Genomic DNA, 18,980 nt, shown 5'->3' on the forward strand with positions numbered 1-18,980 from the left:
CTGAAATATAAAGTAATAAATATGTAAACATTGATTATATTTTAAACAAGTGAAGTGATAAAATGCCAAAAAAAAAAATTACCCATATAATAACTGGTTTAAATATGGGTGGTGCTGAAACAATGCTATATAAACTACTAAAGTATGTAAACAATGAAAAATATGATGTAAGTATTATTTCAATGATGGATGAAGGAGTTTATGGAGAAAAAATACGTGATTTAGGGTTCAAGGTTATTTGCTTAAATATGAAACAAGGTATCCCTACTATTAATAGCTTTATTAAGGCAAGAAAGCATACCAAGAATACAGATATTATCCAGACGTGGATGTATCATGCTGATTTGTTTGGTTATTTACTATTTAAGTTTTCCAGTGCAAAAAAGCTGATATGGGGTATAAGAAGAAGTAACTTAGATCCGAATTTAAATAAAAAAAGCACAATTGCAATAGCAAAAATAAATTCAAAACTATCAAAGAAAGTCGATGCTATAGTTAGTTGCTCTATTAAAGCTAAGGAAGTACATAGTGAATTTGGATACTATGATAGAAATATGATTGTAATTCCAAATGGATTCGAATTAACTGAATTCAGCAAAGACCTCCAGGGTAAATTAAAACTCAGTATGATCGTAGGAAGAGGAGAAGATATTCCCTATATTTTACATGTAGGTCGATGGAATAATTTGAAGGACCATAAAAACCTTTTGAGTGCATTATATAAACTGAAAAATAAAGGCATCAAATTTCATGCGGTTTTAGTCGGACCTAATATCGATGAAGAAAATAAAGACTTAGCTAATCTCTTAAATGATTTTTCTCTTAATAACAATGTCAGTCTATTAGGGAGAAGGAATGATATTACAACACTAATGTCGGGAGCAGATATTTTTGTTTCTTCCTCTATTGATGAAGGTTTTCCAAATGTAATAGGAGAAGCAATGGCATGTGAAACCCCCTGTGTAGCAACAGATGCAGGTGATTCAGCGTATATTGTGGGGAATACGGGAAAAATTGTTCCTACCAGGAATTCTACAGCGTTAGCTACCAGTATTCTTGAAATGCTAGATTTACCTAAATTCGAGAGAAATAAGCTGGGTTTATTAGCAAGACAGAGAGTTAACGACCAGTTTGATATTCATAAAGTAACAAGTCAGTTTGAAGAATTATATAAAATATAAATAGGGGTTGCGTAAAAATGAAGAATAAAATTCTAGTAACAGGTTCAGCAGGTTTCATAGGTTCGCATTTATCCAGAAGATTACTTAAAGAAGGCCATCAAGTAATCGGAATCGATAACATCAACGACTACTATGACCCGCAATTAAAAGAAGACAGATTAGCACAATTAACAAATGATAACTTCACTTTTGTCAAAACAGATTTAGAAGATTTAGAAACTATTAATCAAACGTTTGAACAATATAAACCAGAAATAGTAATTAATTTAGCAGCTCAAGCTGGTGTTCGTTATAGTCTAGAAAATCCGCATGCTTATATAAATTCAAACGTAGTCGGCTTTACCAATATTCTTGAAGCATGCCGCCATTATAAAGTGGAGCATCTTATCTATGCATCTTCAAGTTCTGTATATGGCGCGAATACATCCAAGCCATTTTCAACTAGTGACAATATTGATCATCCGTTAAGTTTGTATGCAGCAACTAAAAAGTCAAACGAGCTATTTGCACATACATACAGTCATTTATATGGTTTACCAACTACTGGATTAAGATTCTTTACGGTTTATGGACCGTGGGGCCGTCCGGATATGGCGTTGTTTCTTTTTACGAAAGCTATTGTTAATGACGAGCCAATTGATGTGTTTAACCATGGAAATATGATGCGTGATTTTACGTATGTAGATGATATAGTTGAAAGTATTACTAGATTGACTCAACGACCTGCTCAGCCAAACCCTGATTGGTCAGGTGCTAACCCAGATCCGGGTTCAAGCTATGCACCATATAAAGTTTACAATATCGGAAATAATAGTCCAGTTAAATTAATGGAATTTATTGAAGCAATAGAGAATAAATTAGGCAAAACAGCTAAGAAGAATTACTTACCGCTTCAAGCCGGTGACGTACCAGAGACATATGCAAATGTAGATGATCTATTTAGAGATATTGATTTCCGACCGCAGACAACTATTCAAGATGGTGTAAATAAATTTATTGATTGGTACTTACAATATTATGGGGTGAAATTATAATGGAACAAACAATAGCAGTAGTAGGATTAGGATATGTAGGATTACCGTTAGCAGTGGCATTTGGGAAAAAACGCGATATTATTGGTTTTGATATTAACGAAGAACGGATTGAGGCATTAAAGCAAGGATATGATAAAACGAATGAAGTAGAAGCGGAAGATATGAAAAATACAACCGTTGAATTCACAGCAAATCCTGCTGATTTAAATAGAGCAAATTTCATTATCGTTGCGGTTCCAACACCAATCACAGAAAATAAACAACCGAATCTAATACCTTTATTAAAGGCCTCAGAAACTATCGGTGAAAATATATCAAAAGGTACAATAATAGTTTATGAATCTACTGTTTACCCTGGAGCAACAGAAGAAGAATGTGTACCAGTTTTAGAGAAAGCCTCTGGATTAAAATGTGGAGAGGATTTCTTTGTTGGATATTCTCCAGAACGAATTAATCCTGGTGATAAAGAGCATACATTTACAACAATTACGAAAGTTGTCTCAGGACAGAATGAAGAAGTATTAGAAACTATAGCTGCTGTATATGGTTCAGTTGTTGATGCTGGGGTACATAAAGCAAGCTCAATTAAAGTTGCTGAAGCAGCAAAAGTAATCGAAAACACTCAACGTGATTTAAATATTTCTCTAATGAATGAGCTAGCTGTTATCTTTGAAAAGTTAGACATTGATACTGCAGAGGTATTAGCTGCAGCAGGAACGAAATGGAACTTCTTAAACTTTTCACCTGGTTTAGTTGGTGGACACTGTATAGGAGTAGATCCTTACTATCTAACTTATAAAGCTCAAAAGGTTGGTCATCATCCTGAAGTTATTTTAGCAGGTAGAAAAACAAATGATAACGTAGGAAAATTTATCGCGACGTCTTTAGTAAAACAGATGATTAAGAAAAACATGCCTGTACAGGGTTCAACGGTTACACTTCTTGGATTTACATTTAAAGAAAATGTTCCTGATTTACGTAATACGAGAGTAATAGACATTGTAACTGAGCTGGAAGATTATGGAATAAAAGTGCAAGTTACAGATGCACAAGCAGATCCTGTCGAAGCTCATGAAGAGTACGGAATTGATTTAATTTCATACAAAGAGCTAGTCCCTGCAGATGCAGTTGTTTTTACAGTCCCTCATGAGGAATATTTAAATGAAGGATGGGGAATTTTTGATCAATTATTGAAGCATGGTAAAGGTATTGTATTTGATGTGAAGAGTAAACTTGATAAAATGACTCGTCCTGAAAATATTGAATTATGGAGATTATAATTTATGAAAGGTAAGATACTGCAGGTTTGTGCGATAGATTTAACTGTAGATAAATTGCTCAAGCCACTGATATTAGAATCAAATAAAAGTGGATTTGAGACGCATGTTGCCTGTACAGATACTGGATTATTCTCGAAATTGAAAAGCGATGTACCAAACATGCATAATATCCGAATTGATCGTTCTATTAATTTAGTCTCTAACATTAAATCTATTATATCTTTGTACAAGCTAATAAGGAGAGAAAAATATGACATAGTGCATGTTCATACACCAATTGCTGCATTGCTCGGGAGAGTTGCAGCAAAACTAGCAGGTGTAAAACATATCGTTTATACTGCACATGGTTTTTATTTTCATGATGATATGTCAAAAAAAGAGTATAAATTCTTTTATACAATTGAAAAGTACGCTGCTAAATTTCTGACAGATTGGCTACTTCTTCAAAGTGAAGAAGATTATAATTTGGCTATAAAGGATAGATTTATAAAAGAGGATAAAACGATTCATTTAAGTAATGGTGTAGATTTAATAGAAGTGTTCAATCCACAAAAGCTAAATAAGGATGATATCTCTAACTTAACAGAGGAAATCGGTGTTAATGAAAATGATGTTATATTTACCTTTATTGGTAGATTAGTTAGGGAAAAGGGAATTATAGAGCTATTGAAATCTTTTAAAGAAATTTCATCCAAATATCCTAATGCAAAATTGCTATTGGTTGGTGGCTTACCGGATAGTGAGCGAGATACTACTTCAATTAATGAGATTAAAGAACTTATGGAGCAAGATAATGTGATTTTTTTAGGCTTTCGTGATGATATTCATAATCTCTTAGCTTTAAGCGACATTTTTGTATTACCTTCTTATCGTGAGGGGTTACCTCGTTCAATCATTGAGGCGATGGCGATGAATAATGCTATAATTGCTACAAATATCCGTGGGTGTAGAGAACAAGTCGTTGAAGGGGAAAATGGATTTTTGGTAGAGAGAAAATCCATTAAGGAATTAGCAGATGCTATGAATAAGATGTTAAGCCAAACAGATCAGATTGAAAATATGGGATTAAGAGCTAGAGAAATTGCAGTTCATAAGTTTAATGAAGCAAAGGTATTGGAGAAACAGCTGATACTTTTTGAAAAATTAATGTTTGGTAAAAACTTTAAATCGTAAAGCATAACAGATAGAATTTCTACCTATAAGACCTACGTGATACTAGAAATAGGATTCGTAGGTCTTGTTAATAAATTAAGATTTAAAATGAAATAATAGAAATAAGTAGGTGATCAAAATCAAAAGATGTTTCGATTTCATAGTTGCGTTAATTGCACTAGTTCTTTTATCCGTGTTCATAATAATAACAGCAATTTTCGTTCGATTTAAACTAGGGTCACCCGTTATATTTACACAACAACGTCCAGGTCTACATGGTAAGCCTTTTAACGTATATAAGTTTAGAACAATGACAGATGAGCGAAATGAAAAAGGTGAGCTTTTACCGGATCATGTACGTTTAACTAAAGTTGGTAAATTTATTCGAAAACTAAGTCTGGATGAACTCCCACAACTGTTTAATGTCCTAAAAGGAGATATCAGTTTAGTTGGCCCTCGTCCGTTATTGATGGAATACTTACCTTTATATACTCCAGAGCAAGCTCGTCGTCATGATGTAAGGCCCGGAATTACAGGTTGTGCTCAGGTGAACGGAAGAAATGCAATCAGTTGGGAAGAAAAGTTTAAATTGGATGTTTGGTATGTAGAAAATCGCTCCTTTTGGCTAGACTTTAAAATTCTATTTCAAACTGTGTTGAAAGTATTCAAGTCTGAAGGAATTAATCAGGATGGACAAGCTACGATGGAAAAATTTAAAGGTACTGATCACAAGAAGGTCTCCAAAAATCGTTAAATTAATTTTAATAGGCAGCGGATAGTAGTACTAGATTGCTAGATTCTTTACAAAAGAAAGATTATAAATATTGTATAGCAATTGGAAGAATTATGTCCGTAAAAAAATTTGATAAATTTTTTATCCTGATTGAGCAATATGCGATTGTAAATCATCCAACCGCGGTAAGTCTACTAAAATAGGTAATTGAACTGTGATTATGCTAAATTCAATGGTTAATGCAGACTCTGTAATCGGTAACCATTCTATTTTCAATGCAGTCTTTGGTTGAACATATAATATATTGAGGGTTATGTATACTTCTCCAAAAGCAACTTAGCTGGAATTGTGTCTCTAGGCTAATGAAATCAGGTGCGCAGGGGCTGTTGTGATCTCTGGAAAACATGTTGGAGGTTGGAGTGTTGCCGAGGGCGTTGTTGTGAATGATATTGGTGAACAGTGTTACTGCAGTTGGAGTTCATACAAAAGTAATAAAATAGTTATGAAAAGAGATGAAAGTAATGCAAAAACAAAAAAGAATCTTCCTCTCATCCCCACACATGAGCGGAAACGAGCAAAGATACATTCAAGAAGCATTTGATTTAAACTGGATTGCTCCACTTGGTAACAACGTGGATGGACTAGAAAAAGATATTGCAGAATATAACAATATAAGAGGTGCAGCTGTAGTTGTTTCTGGTACTGCAGCAATTCATTTAGCATTAAGACTTTTAAATATTGGACCCGAGGACACTGTTTTCTGCTCATCGCTAACTTTTGTGGCTAGCGCAAATCCAATTTTTTATCAAGGGGCAACACCCGTTTTAATAGATTCAGAAATGGACACATGGAATATGTCTCCAGTAGCATTGGAGCGTGCATTTGGTGAGGCACGTGAGAATGGAAAGCTCCCAAAGGCTGTAATTCTGGTTAATTTATATGGCCAGGCCGCTAAGATGGATGAATTGATGTCTATCTGTGATTCATATGGTGTGCCGATTATCGAGGACGCTGCAGAATCATTAGGAAGTACATATAAAGGGAAGAAAAGTGGTACATTCGGAAAATACGGTGTGTATTCATTTAATGGCAATAAAATCATCACAACATCCGGTGGTGGTGCTCTCGTATCGGATGATGAGGAAGCATTGAAGAAAGCTACATTCCTAGCAACACAAGCCCGTGACAAAGCAGTACATTATCAGCATAGTGAAGTCGGCTATAATTATAGAATGAGTAATATTGTTGCTGGCATCGGGCGCGGACAGATGGAAGTATTGGATGAGCGTGTTGCACAAAAGCGTGCAGTTTTTGAACGCTACTATGAAGCATTTGGTAACTTAGATGGAATTGAATTCCAACCAGAACTCGAAGAAACAATGTCAAATCGTTGGTTAACTGTATTGACCATTGATCCTGAATTAACCGGGGTTTCACGTCATGAAATAATTAAGAGACTTAATGAAGATAATATCGAAGCACGTCCAGTATGGAAGCCAATGCATTTGCAACCGTTATTTGAAGATGTGAAGTATTATCCGCATGAAGAAGGAAATAGTGTTTCAGATTATTTGTTTGAATATGGTTTGTGTTTGCCTAGTGGGTCGAATATGAGTGTTGAGGAGCAGGAGCGGGTTATTGAAATTTTAAAGGGTCTTATAAAAATATAAATTCCGATGAAGGTTAAATATCTGCTGGAACTAATATGTTTTAAAACTCTATTAGAACTGGCAGTATTTATTTTTATTTATGGAAGTACAATAAATGGACCAAAATACAAGTTGTTACAATTAGACTCTAACTTATTTATTACTTATAAGAATAATGCCGAAAGTATTATTAGAATTGTTATTAAAATTTTGAAACTTGGATTTAGAATATTACATAATTATGGTACAATATAATCATTCGTTCGACGAACGAATGATTATATTATTTGGAGGGAGTCCAATAGATATATTAAAGAATACAACTCTTTTTCACCCAACTGCAGAATTAAAGGAATTGATGGTTTTAGAAATGTTAGATAAAGATACGAACATTACGCAAAAAGAGTTGTCAAATAAGCTCAGTGTAGCAACGTCGATGATAAATCAATATATAAAACAATTAGAGGAAAAGCAATTTCTAGTCAAAGACAAAAAGTCAAGTAGAAATGTTAATTATATAGTTACAAGTAGAGGAATAAAAAGGAAAAAATACTTATTGATGACATACGTATATGAACTATTACAACTCTATAACCTGGCAAAAGACAGCTTTGATTTTATTTTCACAAAGATTGAATCAAAAAAAATTAATAATATTTTGTTATATGGTGGAGGTGAAGTAGCTGAAACAGTAATAAATTTAATAAACGAAAGAGGTGATACAGATCTTAAGATTACTGCAATTATTGATGATGATGATAAAAAACAAGGGGATAAATTATTAGGTTATGAAATAGTTGATCCTAGAAAACTTAATTATAGTAATCATATTATTTTAATAACAAGCTATACTTATGAGCAACAAATAAGGAAGAAGTTAAAAACACTAAAAGTACCTGAAGAAAATATTTTAAATGTTTTTGAGAGATAACATAGGAGGAAAAATAATGAATGACATAGTTATTTATGGGGCTGGCGGATTTGCAAGAGAAGTAGCTTTACTAATTGAGCAAATAAATGCAGAAAAACCTACATGGAACTTACTTGGTTTTATAGATGATAACGTGGAGAATACTGGGAAAATACTAAATGGGTATTCAGTATTAGGTGATAGCAAATGGATTGAGGATTTTGATAAGGAGTTAAGTGTTTCTTTAGGTATAGGTTCACCAAGAGCCAAGGAAAAAATCATTAATAAAATTAAGCATATAGATAGTATAGGCTTTCCAAATATTATTCATCCGACTGTGGGTATTAGTAATACAAATATCCTAGGTGAAGGAATCATTATTTGTGAAGGCAATATTCTAACATGTAATATCTCGTTAAATAATTTTGTAACTATTAACCTTAATTGTACAATAGGCCATGACACTATTATTGATGAATTCTGCACTTTACTTCCGAATGCATCTATCTCTGGAGGTGTTAATTTAAATAAGAGAGTAGACTTTGGAACTAATGCAACTATTATCCAAGGAATAAACGTAGGAGAGAATACAATCGTTGGAGCTGGAGCAGTGGTAGTAAAAGATTTACCAGCAAACTGTACGGCAGTAGGAATGCCTGCAAAGCCTATTAAATTTCACGAAAACTAAGATTTATTAATAACAAATAAAATTAATGTTTAAAGGAGTTAAATATGATTAAAACCGTAACAGTACTAGGCGCAAATGGCACAATGGGTTCTAATGTTTCTGGTATTTTTGCTTCATTTGGAGGAGTAAAAGTATATTTGGTAAGTCGTACAATTGAAAAGTCAAAAAAGGCTATGGCAAATATAGCTTCTTCAGTAAAAGCTGATTCTGTTAAGAAGAATCTAATTCCAGCAGATTATTCCATGCTTGAAGACTGTATTAGGGAGTCTGATTTAATATTTGAAAGTGTTGCAGAAGATTTAGATACTAAGATAAAGATAAATAATGAGATATCTAGCTGGGTAGATGAAGATACAATTATCTGTACAGGATCATCTGGATTATCTATAAAGGTGTTGGCTGAGGTATTTCCTGAAAATATTAGAAAGAATTATTTGGGTGTTCATTTCTTTAACCCTCCTTATAATTTAACCTTATGTGAGATAATACCATCGGAGTACACAGAAAAAAAACTTTTAAATAATATGAAAGATTATGTAGGGAGTAAATTACATAGAACAGTAGTACAAGTAACAGATAGTCCTGCCTTTCTTGGAAATAGAATCGGATTTCAATTTATAAATGAGACTCTGCAATACGCTGAAAAATATAAACATAAAGGTGGTATTGATTATATTGATTCCATACTAGGACCATTTACAGGTAGAAGTATGCCACCTTTAGTTACCTCGAATTTTGTAGGATTGGATGTTCATCAAGCAATAGTTGATAATTTATATGATAATACAAATGACTATGCTAAAGAATCATTTATTATGCCCAACTTCGCAGTCTATTTAGTAAATAAAGGAATTCTTGGAAAGAAAACAAATGGTGGATTATATAAAACTATAGTTTCAAATGATGGGACTAAGAAATATCTGGTATATGATATTTCATTAAATGAATATAGAGAAGTTAAAAATTATAATTTATCTTTTACAAATAAGATGGTAGATTCATTGAGAGTAGGAGATTATAATTCAGCTTTCAATACATTAATTAATGATAGTAGTCTTGAGGCAAAGTTATGTTTAGAGTTCCTACTAAAATATGTTGTATATTCATTAATTACTTCAAAATATGTAGGTGATAGTATTCACGCAGCAGACGATGTTATGGCTGCTGGCTTTGGCTGGTGTCCTCCATTAGGAATGGTACAAGCATTATTTGGTATAGAGAACTTTGTAACTTTAGCAGAAGAGAGATTACCAGAAGCAATCTGGAATGAAGTTGAGATTGAACAATTATTTTCGGATATCTCATCATCAAAATACGATTACCGTAGATTTTTCCAAGCGAAACATTAATTTATAAATATGGGGTGTAACGATGAATAATGTATATGTATTAGGTGGATCTCAAACTGACTTTCAACGGAATTGGAGTAAAGAGGGTAAAAATGAAATTGCATTATTAAAAGAAGCTATAACAGATGGTTTAGATGATGTAGGTATTTCTTTTGAGGATATAAGTCAACTAAATTCAAAAAATAAAGTTGCTTTTTATGTTGGTAACTTTATAGCTGAGGAATATATACAACAAGGTCATATTGGTGCCTTAATCACAGAAGTAGATTCTTCTTTTTATGGTGTCCCAACTGCAAGATATGAAGCGGCCTGTGCATCTGGATCTGTTGCTTTAGATGCTGCTATTACTAAAGTGAAAACCGGCGATTATGACGTAGCTATAGTTGTAGGTTGGGAATTAATGAAGACCGTTAACTCTAAAGTTGGTGGAGATATTTTAGGTAGAGCAGCATATTATGAAAAAGAAGGGAAAGGTATTGATTTTCCATTCCCAAAACTTTTTGGCAAGTTAGCTGATGAGATTATTGAAAAATATCAATTAGATGAGCAAAGATTTATGGATAGTCTTTCTATTATATCTAATAAAAATTACAATAACGCAAAAAGAAATCCATTAGCACAAACTAGAAACTGGTTTATGGATTTAGAACAAGCTAAAATGAGGGGCACAGAAACTAACCCTTCAGTAGGTGGTAGGTTAGCTGTCTCAGATTGTTCACAGGTTACAGACGGAGCTGCTGTAGTAGTTTTAGCTTCAGAAAAATACATGAAAGAAAACTATGAAAAAGAATTTCCCATAGTAAAAGGATATGGCCACAGGGTAGCACCTATGCTATTTGAAAAGAAAATGAAAGATAATAATAACTCCCCTTATATTTTACCTTGGACAAGACAAGCGGTTGAAGATGCCTATAATCGTTCTGGATTGTCAGTAGACGACATTGATTTCTTTGAAACTCATGATTGCTTTACCTCAAGTGAATATGCAGCAATTTCTGCTTTTGGGATTACAGATCCAGGTAAAGAATATGAAGCAATTGAAAAGGGAATAACCGATTTTAATGGAGAGAAGCCAATTAACCCAAGTGGTGGACTTATTGGCAGTGGTCATCCAGTAGGTGCAAGTGGCGTAAGAATGTTCCTGGATTTATATAAACAATTAACTAATAATGCCGGTTCTTATCAACTAGAAAAAAGTGATAATGGAATGATGTTAAATATAGGTGGCAGCGCCACTACTAATTATGCATTCATTTTAGGTAAAGAATAAAGATATTAGATAATTATCTTTTTCTGTTTTATTTTGAGGGATATGGGGTCAAACACCCAATGCGTTAATTTGCCATAGGGGGGCTATGGGGTCAGACCCCCACCGCTTTAAAGCGCTAAAGTGTATAATTAAAAATTAGAGTAAATCATAGGATTTACTCTCCTTAATCTCTGGTGCCTGTCCTCCACTATGTTGGGTTGATGAAATTCCAAGAGTTAAATAATGTTTGATGTTTGAAATGATTCGGATCCCACCGCTTTGACCCTCCACTTTAAAGTATTAATGTCCATAAGCATAATATTTTTAGCGAAAGAAGTAATAGATAGCAACGTTAATCTATGGGCTATAGTAGTTCATTATGTATTGCAAGAATGAAGACTCTAAACGAAATGTGTTTCACGATTAGTAAAATTAAATAAAAGTGCTACCATCTGGTATAGGATTCAAAAGCATCAACATCTCCAACCCACTTATCTCCGGCAGTCTACCTAGAAAGTCATCGAGTTCCAACCGGTTTCGGAAACTAAAGGCAGCTAATTCCTGTACCGGTCGATATATACGATCTTCATCAAGCGCTAATTGATATAAACGTAAAATAAGAGTAGAACCTACTTCCTCAGTAAGCGCTGAAACTGCAAAAATTTCATTTGTAGGTGAGAATATAGTTGTGTCTAATGTCATTTTTTCTAATAGTTGTTTTGGGAAAACTACATTTGGTTCTGCATACATATTCATAACCTCCACTTTTTAAGTTAAATAATGCTTGATTTTGAAATGATTGGTGTTAAGCAATAAGACCCGTTTTTGAAGATTAGATTTAATATAACAATTCATTGAAAAAATGATTATTTGTAATAATTTGCTTGTATGTTCCCAAGTCTTTAATAGGTAAGTTTGTCTCTAAACTGTAGCAGCTTTGGTGTGTCACCGTATTCAATTCATCCATGAAAACAGCATCATTATCTTGTAATGGTACGTGACATACTCCACAATGGATCCGTCTTTTTTGATTTTCCATTTTATCACTCCTTATTTAATTTTATTTTACCTATTAATCTATTTAGAATCAAGTGTATATCCTGCTTTCAAATGCAGGTGCCTGACCCCCGACGCTTCGTGCCAGAAAGGAATTGCGACAAAGAGTGGAGGAGATACTTAGAATTTCGGAGGTTTGTTTTCTTTGGGAGGATACCATTAAAGGGATTTTCTCTGCTGAAAACCCCTACCTATTCTCAGAGATCGTTCAGCCCTTGCAGCTCCTATTAAATATTGATGTCAGTCATGCATTTATTGCACTCAAGGGGGACAAGGATCGATTGCAACAGCATTTGCAAAAATTTCATCCCTATACAAACTACTTCCACCTTGTCGATTCTAGTGAAAAGCATGATGCATTGCCACTAGGACAAGGAAACATTGATTAGAATATGGTGAAACCCTATGTAGGTAAGAAGAATTTCATCTTTGAAATTGATTGATGCATTCAGATTTTCTGGATTGTACACCGATGATAAGAAGTGTGGAGCATTTTAATAAGATTTAGGGTTATAGGGACAGAGAACCTGTAAGCCTAAGTTGGGGAAAGGGTGGAGCTTCTTGTTTTTTAAAAAATAAGCCCTTCGATTATTCCCACAATCAAAGGGCTTTAACATTAATGAAAAGCTAGTTCGTATTTAATTTATTTCATCACTTTTTCTAATGCTTTCTTAGTAACAGGTCCGTATATTCCGTCTGCCGCTAATCCATGAGTTGACTGGAACCTTCTAACCGCATCAGCCGTCTTGGGACCGTAAACTCCATCAATCCCATTATTCTTCGCACCTTTATCCGGGTAGTAATAAACGCTTGCTAGTGTCTCTTGTACAGCCCTAACACCGCTGCCGCTAGGATATGGTCTAATTGCACGATAAACAGTGTTGGGTAGAGACGTTCCACTATTTGGAGGCGTTTTATTGCTATTTAGTTTATTATACACTTGTTTACCTGCTAATCCATCCTCGGTTAGACCGTAATAACTTTGAAATCGCCTTACAGCATCTTCCGTATCGTCACCGTAATAGGAATCAATCCCATTGTTATTAGCTTGCTTATTTGGATAGAATGGTGGATTGTTGTTCGAAAGTTTCGTCTGTAATTGTCTTACAGGTTCACCGTATTCACCGTTTCCAAGAGTTTGACCAGTCCAATTACCAGTTACTTTTGTCCATTTAGGTTTAGGTGTACTAGGACTAGGGGACTTAACTGGCTGCTCAGGTTGACCTTCAGAAGTATCTCCACTAGCACCACTGATCATCCGATTGAAGTCAGCCCAATCAATTCCTTTACTCCCATTTCGTAAGTTAGTCGGACAGTTCTTACCACTCCAGCGGTGATGCTGAACCACATTCGTTTGTGGAATACCCTCATCTTTCATGATTTTCTTAACTAATTCCGCTGCATTCTCAACCGCCTGTTTGAAATCTCCGTCCCTGTTAACGCAAATTTCAATGGCGATAGAATTCATGTTACCATCACCACGACCATCTCCTGCATGCCAGAGCCTAGCCGTGTGTTCAAACGATTGTATAGCTTCTTTATCGTCCACTTGCCAATGCCAGGATGCGGTAAAACCATTAGATTGTAGATTGGCATGTGTTTGTGCATCTGCACCACGGCTTGTATTGGCGGTCTCATGAATGGTGATAAACTTTCTACCATTGATTCCGGTGTACCCACTTCGGCTTGAGTAGACGAGTTGCTTTTTAATAAGCACCATCTTAACACCTCCTTATTATATTATTTAAAAAACGAGCCGCCTGATTGGACTAGTTGTTTGTACTAGATAAGCAGCTGACTGGATTCCTTATTTCAACCATTTTCTATGCAATTCTTCATTTTGCTTCTGTGCCTTTTTCTCATTGAAGCAGTTTTTGGGGCTATGGAGGAATAAAGTGGATTTCTATAACTACAATCGAAATTAGATTGAAAGAAGGGGTGTTCAATGGGGCAGACACCCAATGCTTTAAAGTGTTAAAGAATACAGGTGCCTGAACCCCGCCGTTAAAGCGCTAAAGTGTAAAGGGTTTATGGTGGGGAAAGGTAGTGGCAAATGGAAGTCATTCGTGAAATTATGAAAGGTATTGTTCGTAAAAGCGCGGCATATATTTTTCAAAAAACGTATTTGACCAAAAGAAAACCACCCCGCGCCGTCGCAAGCAAAAGGGTGGTTCTCAGGAACAAATAAAGTTGTTTGACAACCATCACCCAGACGGTAGTGGTTGCGGGAGGAGTGTTAGTTGCACTTCTCCTTTTATCTATATCCTTTATACATGAATTTATTCCAATTCTAGTAGCGATAGGAATTTTAGAAGATTAATGAAGGTATCCGTTCATAGATCCTGGTGCCTGCACGCACTGTTATGCTTCTCGCCTACCAATCGCATAACTAGGAAGTCTAAGGATAAAAACAGTTTAAGCATTTCTAGTATCTTTTAATTTCCTAAAAAAAGAATATTTAAACGCTAGAAAAAACTAGACGTGGAACTCTGTCTACTGGGAAGGATTGAAGTGGTTGCGATTAGGCTTAGTTTCTAATATATTAAATAAGCCGACTCAAAAATGTGGGTCCGTATTTTTAATATATTGTTAATGGACGTGATTTAATGATTGATCTATCAGTTTTTAATATTTTAACTCTTTAAAAAAGTACTTGATTGTTAAAGCGCTTTCAATTATAATCAAGAAAAGTATTTAGTTTGTTTGATTGACAAATAATATTATGAGGGGCTGGGGATAGAAATTATTGGAGTGATTAACAAGTGATGAGGCGTATTTAATTCAGGGGAATCTTGTATTTTTAAATTCATTTAGGTTTAAAATGTAAGCGTTATATCGTTGCTGTGCAGAGCAGTGAGCTAGTTTAGTTTTTAGGACTTTTACCCATTTTTATGTTTCGCGTTAATGCAGGGGTTAATTCGAATGGATAGGGAGAGTTAGCTTTCAGGATGGAATGGGCAAATGCCAGTTAGTAATAGACAACAGGGGGGAAAAAATATGTCAAATTTAAAAATGGATAGTGGTTACGAATATAATACGGCAAAGCTATGGCAAATTGCCTTCTTTACACTAAATAATACAGCAACTAATTTATACATGTTTGCGATTGGATTTGTATCCTATTATGCAACGGGTATAGCTGGTTTATCTGTCGTTGTTGTTAGTACAATCCTAACGTTAATGCGAGTATTTGATGGTATTACGGATCCAATTATTGGGTTCTTTATCGATAAATTAGAATCGAAGTTTGGAAAGTTTAGACCAATGATGATTATGGGGAATATTATTCTCGCTGGTACGTTATTAATTATGTACAACGTCACACATCTATTACCAGAATCCATGCAGTTTTTATTTTTTGTTTTCATATATGCAATTTATATTATCGGTTATACGATGCAAACAGCTTGTACGAAAGCAGCACAAACCGTATTGACGAATCATCCGAAACAACGACCGTTATTTTCCGTATTCGATGCTTCCTACAATATTGCTATCTTCACAGGTGGACAAATTTTCGTAGCTTCCTACCTTGTTGTTAAACATGGTGATTTTAATCAGGGGTTATTTACAGAATTAAACACATATGCAATTATCCTTTCTGGTATGTTTACGATATTAGCTGTAATTGCACTATGGAATAAAGATCGTAAAGAGTTTTATGGCTTAGCAGAGGAGAGTGTTCAAACAAGATTCCGAGACTACTGGCCAATACTAAAGGGAAACAGACCGATGCAAATGCTTGTTTTAGCCGCTTCTACGGACAAGCTTGCTAGTTCCCTTATTCGCCAGCCAGCTGTTATCATTATGTTCTTCGGAATTATGCTTGGCGATTATGCGCTCAGTGGAACAATCTCATTGATCACCATTGTGCCGTCTCTTTTAATAACCTTTATCGGTGTAAGGCATGCGACAAGAGCTGGTTTGAAATCGACACTGGTAAGAGCTACTTGGTTGGGACTTATTTCGTTTTCATTACTGGCCATTTTCTTGTTGGTAATTGAACCATCAGCGATTTCTCTGACGAATATCGGGATCACGACGATTATTTTCCTTATCTTGTATAGTTTAGGAATGGGTTCTACGTCGCTTACTCCCGCGATTGTAATCCCGATGATTGCAGATGTGTCCGATTACGAGACATATAAAACTGGTCGCTATGTGCCTGGTATGATGGGAACCATTTTCTCATTTGTAGATAAGCTAATCTCTTCATTAGCGCCAGCACTCGTCGGTTTTCTATTATTCTTTATTGGCTATCGAGATGAGTTTCCTCAACTGGGAGAAACGCTTACTGTAGCATTGCTGATTATGACATTAGTGATGAAATTCGGTATTCCGATTCTTGGCTGGATTTGTACACTGATTGCTATGAAATATTATGATTTGGATGATAAGCGAATGAAAGAGATTCAAACAGCGATTGCAGAAATTAAAAACAACGCTAAGGAAAATAACGATAATCCAAAGAGGGTCGTTTAACCCCAACGCGTTAATGAGCTATATGTAAGATTAAAGGAGAGTGAACCTTAAGGGTTACTCTCCTTTAATTCTGACGATCATAGGAATCACATAGAGTGTCAACGTTACACTTAAAACCGTTTGACCGTTTCGATGAAAATAAATGGCCGTGATTGAAATGCAGGTGTCTGACCTCCATCGTTAGTGAAATAAAGGTAGAAACGAAAGCTTGTGGAGAGCGATAATTCCTTCTCCGCAAGCTCTTTATATTTAGAACCATGCCGACTTATAAAATTCTGCTTTAAAAAAGATACGACCAAGCTTTATGGAAACGCATATTTCTAAACCTTAGATTTCTTTAATATCAAATGAAACGATTCGATCTGTGTTTGGATTATAAATAACATTTCCTTGCACTCGGATTGTTTCCTGTGGTGACTGGAGAATAAATTCAAAGGATTCTTTTGTCTGTGAAGCAGAAATCTCTGATTTACCTAAATGTGCATAATTCGTTATGTTATAGCCCGGATATGCTGTTTGCGTAACTTCCATTAAATAGTTTCCCCATTTATCCACTTCTAACTGTGGATAAGGTAAGATCTCAATATTAAAAACGCCAACATTCGGATTTACTCCCAATGCTTGAAAAGCTCTTCGGTGCAGGTTAATCCTGTTAGATGGGTAACCAGCCACCTGGTCAACGACTTTTACGAGAATTTCCCTGCCTACAGGTGCCGAAACATTTCTAATCTTAATGGTGTCCCCACATTGATAAGGGGAATCTTCTCCAACTGCTGCTGTCATGTATTCGTTATCTGACCAAGGGATATCGCATATTGTTACTTGTCCACCTTCAGTCCAGGTTGCCTGGCCTTTTATTGCTTGTTGACGACCATTATTATCATAGGAGTAACCCACTTCATTATATATAGGATTAGGATAGATATATGGATTTATTGGATAAGGGATTACCGGTTGATTTAAATATCGCATATTTGCAAAATAAGGGTGCATCATCTTACTTACCTCCTGTCATAAACTTAAACCTTCTTGTTACTATATGATTTTATAAGGTTAACTTGTGACAGTTGCTGTAATAGTAAAATATTTTTTGTAATCAAATTATAATAATTTCCAAGTTTTATGTATGTTAATTATGGGAAATAGTCATTATATAATCATTACATTCTTAGAAAGGAATGATTCATATGAAAAATTTTAAATGGTTAGGAATTGTCCTGCTTTCTTCAGCAGTTTTAGTTGCTTGTGGTGATGAACCTGCGGAAGAAATTGAAGAACCAACAACTCCACCTGTAGAAACTCCGGCAGAGGAGCCTGGTGGTGAGATGGAGGATGATGGAACAGGAACTGAAGATGGGACAGAAACTGAAGATGGAACAGGAACTGAAGGCGGAACAGAGACTGAAGATGAAATGAATGATGACGCCGATACAGGTGCTGAAACTGAGACTGAAACAGAAGAAGATAGTGAACAATAAAGGGCATGAATATAGGTATAAAAATAGTAACAGACCTCTAGGACCTCTACTAGGGGTCTGTTTTTCATTCATAAATTTCAGATGAATTTTTCGGGACAAAGGGACAGGCACCGCGTCCCAACGGTTTTTGCCATATTTTGTGTATCCATTGAGCTGAGAATTCAGATGCTTGACAGTGCGGAAGGTGCAAGCTCGTAATAAATAGCGAGTGGGATTTCTAACGAAGGAATGCCGGGGTCAGACTCCCACCGCTTCAATTCCGTCAATTATCGTATTAAGTTGAGCATCTTTAAATATTTCCTTGAAGTAAAAGTAATTAGCCAGTTCTGGATACCCAACATTATACCGTTCATGACATTTAGGACAACCTGTATGATGAATAGTTCGGTTTTTAGCTTGAGTTTCCCAATTATGGCCACATTCCTTACACCGCCAAACAATATACTCATCACAAATGCAGGAGCCTGACCCCCACCGCTTTAAAGTGCTAAAGTATTTTTGAGAAATGTTTAGACGAAGACAGAGGAAACACTGAATGGAATGACACCACTAGAATATAAGAATGCAATCGCAGCTTGACCATCATCATTCAGTAAGCTCACAGGCCTTGCTCGCTTACTGAATGATGAGGATGAAGTTGCAGAAGACTTCCTTGCTTATTTTGAAGCTCCATCAATGTGTAACTTTTATTGCAGATTGAACAGCTTTAGGCTAGGGACGTGCTAATTCGTCATTTCCC

18 protein-coding genes are annotated in these 18,980 nt (G+C 35.3%); 13 read left to right on the top strand and 5 right to left on the bottom strand.

The annotated features are described in order from the left end of the window. The first annotated feature begins 62 nt into the window (after positions 1-62). The 10 genes from BV906_RS13465 (at position 63) to BV906_RS13515 (ending at position 11,246) form a co-directional block, all read left to right on the top strand. Positions 63-1,181 carry a glycosyltransferase gene (locus BV906_RS13465; protein WP_087974160.1) on the top strand — a complete coding sequence of 373 codons (1,119 nt, stop codon included), beginning with the start codon at positions 63-65 and terminating at the stop codon, positions 1,179-1,181. 17 nt (positions 1,182-1,198) lie between these two features. Beyond that, a complete protein-coding gene (locus tag BV906_RS13470) occupies positions 1,199-2,215 on the top strand; it encodes an NAD-dependent epimerase (RefSeq protein WP_087974161.1) in 1,017 nt (338 codons plus the stop codon). Continuing rightward, on the top strand, positions 2,215-3,495 hold the full coding sequence (locus BV906_RS13475; protein ID WP_087974162.1) for a nucleotide sugar dehydrogenase: 1,281 nt from the start codon (positions 2,215-2,217) through the stop codon (positions 3,493-3,495). Before BV906_RS13470 ends, BV906_RS13475 begins: the two co-directional genes overlap by 1 nt. 3 nt (positions 3,496-3,498) lie before the next feature. After that, on the top strand, positions 3,499-4,668 hold the full coding sequence (locus tag BV906_RS13480; protein ID WP_087974163.1) for a glycosyltransferase family 4 protein: 1,170 nt from the start codon (positions 3,499-3,501) through the stop codon (positions 4,666-4,668). A 118-nt stretch (positions 4,669-4,786) separates the two neighbouring features. Then, entirely contained in the window at positions 4,787-5,401 is a 615-nt protein-coding gene (locus tag BV906_RS13485; protein ID WP_087974316.1) for a sugar transferase, read from the top strand. 491 nt (positions 5,402-5,892) lie between these two features. Further along, on the top strand, positions 5,893-7,050 hold the full coding sequence (locus tag BV906_RS13490) for a DegT/DnrJ/EryC1/StrS family aminotransferase (RefSeq protein ID WP_140321995.1): 1,158 nt from the start codon (positions 5,893-5,895) through the stop codon (positions 7,048-7,050). Positions 7,051-7,303: 253 nt separating this feature from the next. Further along, entirely contained in the window at positions 7,304-7,960 is a 657-nt protein-coding gene (locus BV906_RS13500; protein ID WP_176330354.1) for a winged helix-turn-helix transcriptional regulator, read from the top strand. Between the two features lie 16 nt (positions 7,961-7,976). Next, positions 7,977-8,627 carry an acetyltransferase gene (locus BV906_RS13505; protein ID WP_087974167.1) on the top strand — a complete coding sequence of 217 codons (651 nt, stop codon included), beginning with the start codon at positions 7,977-7,979 and terminating at the stop codon, positions 8,625-8,627. 44 nt (positions 8,628-8,671) lie between these two features. Further along, positions 8,672-9,976 (top strand): 3-hydroxyacyl-CoA dehydrogenase family protein, encoded by a 1,305-nt coding sequence (locus tag BV906_RS13510; RefSeq protein WP_087974168.1) that lies wholly within the window; start codon positions 8,672-8,674, stop codon positions 9,974-9,976. A 22-nt stretch (positions 9,977-9,998) separates the two neighbouring features. Then, complete coding sequence (locus BV906_RS13515) at positions 9,999-11,246, top strand: acetyl-CoA acetyltransferase (protein ID WP_087974169.1); 1,248 nt, start codon at positions 9,999-10,001, stop codon at positions 11,244-11,246. A gap of 411 nt (positions 11,247-11,657) precedes the next feature. Here the strand turns inward: BV906_RS13515 and BV906_RS13520 are convergent, their stop codons facing one another. Together BV906_RS13520 and BV906_RS13525 are read right to left on the bottom strand one after the other, a co-directional pair. Beyond that, positions 11,658-11,975 (bottom strand): hypothetical protein, encoded by a 318-nt coding sequence (locus BV906_RS13520; protein WP_087974170.1) that lies wholly within the window; start codon positions 11,973-11,975, stop codon positions 11,658-11,660. An 88-nt stretch (positions 11,976-12,063) separates the two neighbouring features. Further along, the gene (locus BV906_RS13525; protein ID WP_087974171.1) at positions 12,064-12,264 is read right to left on the bottom strand and encodes a hypothetical protein; all 201 of its coding nucleotides are present in this window, start codon (positions 12,262-12,264) and stop codon (positions 12,064-12,066) included. 112 nt (positions 12,265-12,376) lie between these two features. Here BV906_RS13525 and BV906_RS13530 point away from each other — a divergent pair, with 112 nt between their 5' ends. Next, positions 12,377-12,670, top strand: coding sequence for a hypothetical protein (locus BV906_RS13530; RefSeq protein ID WP_140321997.1), 294 nt, complete (start codon positions 12,377-12,379; stop codon positions 12,668-12,670). Positions 12,671-12,924: 254 nt separating this feature from the next. Here the strand turns inward: BV906_RS13530 and BV906_RS13535 are convergent, their stop codons facing one another. After that, positions 12,925-14,001, bottom strand: a complete 1,077-nt coding sequence (locus BV906_RS13535) for a peptidoglycan recognition protein family protein (protein WP_087974173.1) — start codon at positions 13,999-14,001, stop codon at positions 12,925-12,927. Between the two features lie 1,277 nt (positions 14,002-15,278). On the opposite strand from BV906_RS13535, the gene BV906_RS13540 reads away from it, so the two are divergent. Continuing rightward, positions 15,279-16,763: an MFS transporter gene (locus BV906_RS13540; RefSeq protein ID WP_087974174.1), complete on the top strand. Its 1,485-nt coding sequence runs from the start codon at positions 15,279-15,281 to the stop codon at positions 16,761-16,763. Between the two features lie 327 nt (positions 16,764-17,090). On the opposite strand, the gene BV906_RS13545 is transcribed toward BV906_RS13540, so the two are convergent. After that, positions 17,091-17,759 (bottom strand): DUF3889 domain-containing protein, encoded by a 669-nt coding sequence (locus BV906_RS13545; protein WP_245844132.1) that lies wholly within the window; start codon positions 17,757-17,759, stop codon positions 17,091-17,093. Positions 17,760-17,950: 191 nt separating this feature from the next. Here BV906_RS13545 and BV906_RS13550 point away from each other — a divergent pair, with 191 nt between their 5' ends. Further along, positions 17,951-18,241, top strand: coding sequence for a hypothetical protein (locus BV906_RS13550; protein ID WP_087974175.1), 291 nt, complete (start codon positions 17,951-17,953; stop codon positions 18,239-18,241). 237 nt (positions 18,242-18,478) lie between these two features. Here BV906_RS13550 and BV906_RS20270 read toward each other — a convergent pair whose 3' ends face one another. Beyond that, positions 18,479-18,778 (bottom strand): zinc-ribbon domain-containing protein, encoded by a 300-nt coding sequence (locus BV906_RS20270; protein WP_087974318.1) that lies wholly within the window; start codon positions 18,776-18,778, stop codon positions 18,479-18,481. Between the last annotated feature and the right edge of the window lie 202 nt (positions 18,779-18,980).

The sequence above is a fragment of the Oceanobacillus rekensis genome (genome assembly GCF_002153375.1).
Lineage (GTDB): Bacteria > Bacillota > Bacilli > Bacillales > Amphibacillaceae > Oceanobacillus > Oceanobacillus rekensis.

What these genes read in the sequence shown, in the direction of transcription:
- BV906_RS13465 (WP_087974160.1), top strand. Translation starts at nt 63, where the DNA reads ATGCCAAAAAAAAAAATTACCCATATAATAACTGGTTTAAATATGGGT.
- BV906_RS13470 (WP_087974161.1), top strand. Translation starts at nt 1,199, where the DNA reads ATGAAGAATAAAATTCTAGTAACAGGTTCAGCAGGTTTCATAGGTTCG.
- BV906_RS13475 (WP_087974162.1), top strand. Translation starts at nt 2,215, where the DNA reads ATGGAACAAACAATAGCAGTAGTAGGATTAGGATATGTAGGATTACCG.
- BV906_RS13480 (WP_087974163.1), top strand. Translation starts at nt 3,499, where the DNA reads ATGAAAGGTAAGATACTGCAGGTTTGTGCGATAGATTTAACTGTAGAT.
- BV906_RS13490 (WP_140321995.1), top strand. Translation starts at nt 5,893, where the DNA reads ATGAAAGTAATGCAAAAACAAAAAAGAATCTTCCTCTCATCCCCACAC.
- BV906_RS13500 (WP_176330354.1), top strand. Translation starts at nt 7,304, where the DNA reads ATGATTATATTATTTGGAGGGAGTCCAATAGATATATTAAAGAATACA.
- BV906_RS13505 (WP_087974167.1), top strand. Translation starts at nt 7,977, where the DNA reads ATGAATGACATAGTTATTTATGGGGCTGGCGGATTTGCAAGAGAAGTA.
- BV906_RS13510 (WP_087974168.1), top strand. Translation starts at nt 8,672, where the DNA reads ATGATTAAAACCGTAACAGTACTAGGCGCAAATGGCACAATGGGTTCT.
- BV906_RS13515 (WP_087974169.1), top strand. Translation starts at nt 9,999, where the DNA reads ATGAATAATGTATATGTATTAGGTGGATCTCAAACTGACTTTCAACGG.
- BV906_RS13520 (WP_087974170.1), bottom strand. Translation starts at nt 11,975, where the DNA reads ATGTATGCAGAACCAAATGTAGTTTTCCCAAAACAACTATTAGAAAAA.
- BV906_RS13525 (WP_087974171.1), bottom strand. Translation starts at nt 12,264, where the DNA reads ATGGAAAATCAAAAAAGACGGATCCATTGTGGAGTATGTCACGTACCA.
- BV906_RS13535 (WP_087974173.1), bottom strand. Translation starts at nt 14,001, where the DNA reads ATGGTGCTTATTAAAAAGCAACTCGTCTACTCAAGCCGAAGTGGGTAC.
- BV906_RS13540 (WP_087974174.1), top strand. Translation starts at nt 15,279, where the DNA reads ATGTCAAATTTAAAAATGGATAGTGGTTACGAATATAATACGGCAAAG.
- BV906_RS13545 (WP_245844132.1), bottom strand. Translation starts at nt 17,759, where the DNA reads ATGATGCACCCTTATTTTGCAAATATGCGATATTTAAATCAACCGGTA.
- BV906_RS13550 (WP_087974175.1), top strand. Translation starts at nt 17,951, where the DNA reads ATGAAAAATTTTAAATGGTTAGGAATTGTCCTGCTTTCTTCAGCAGTT.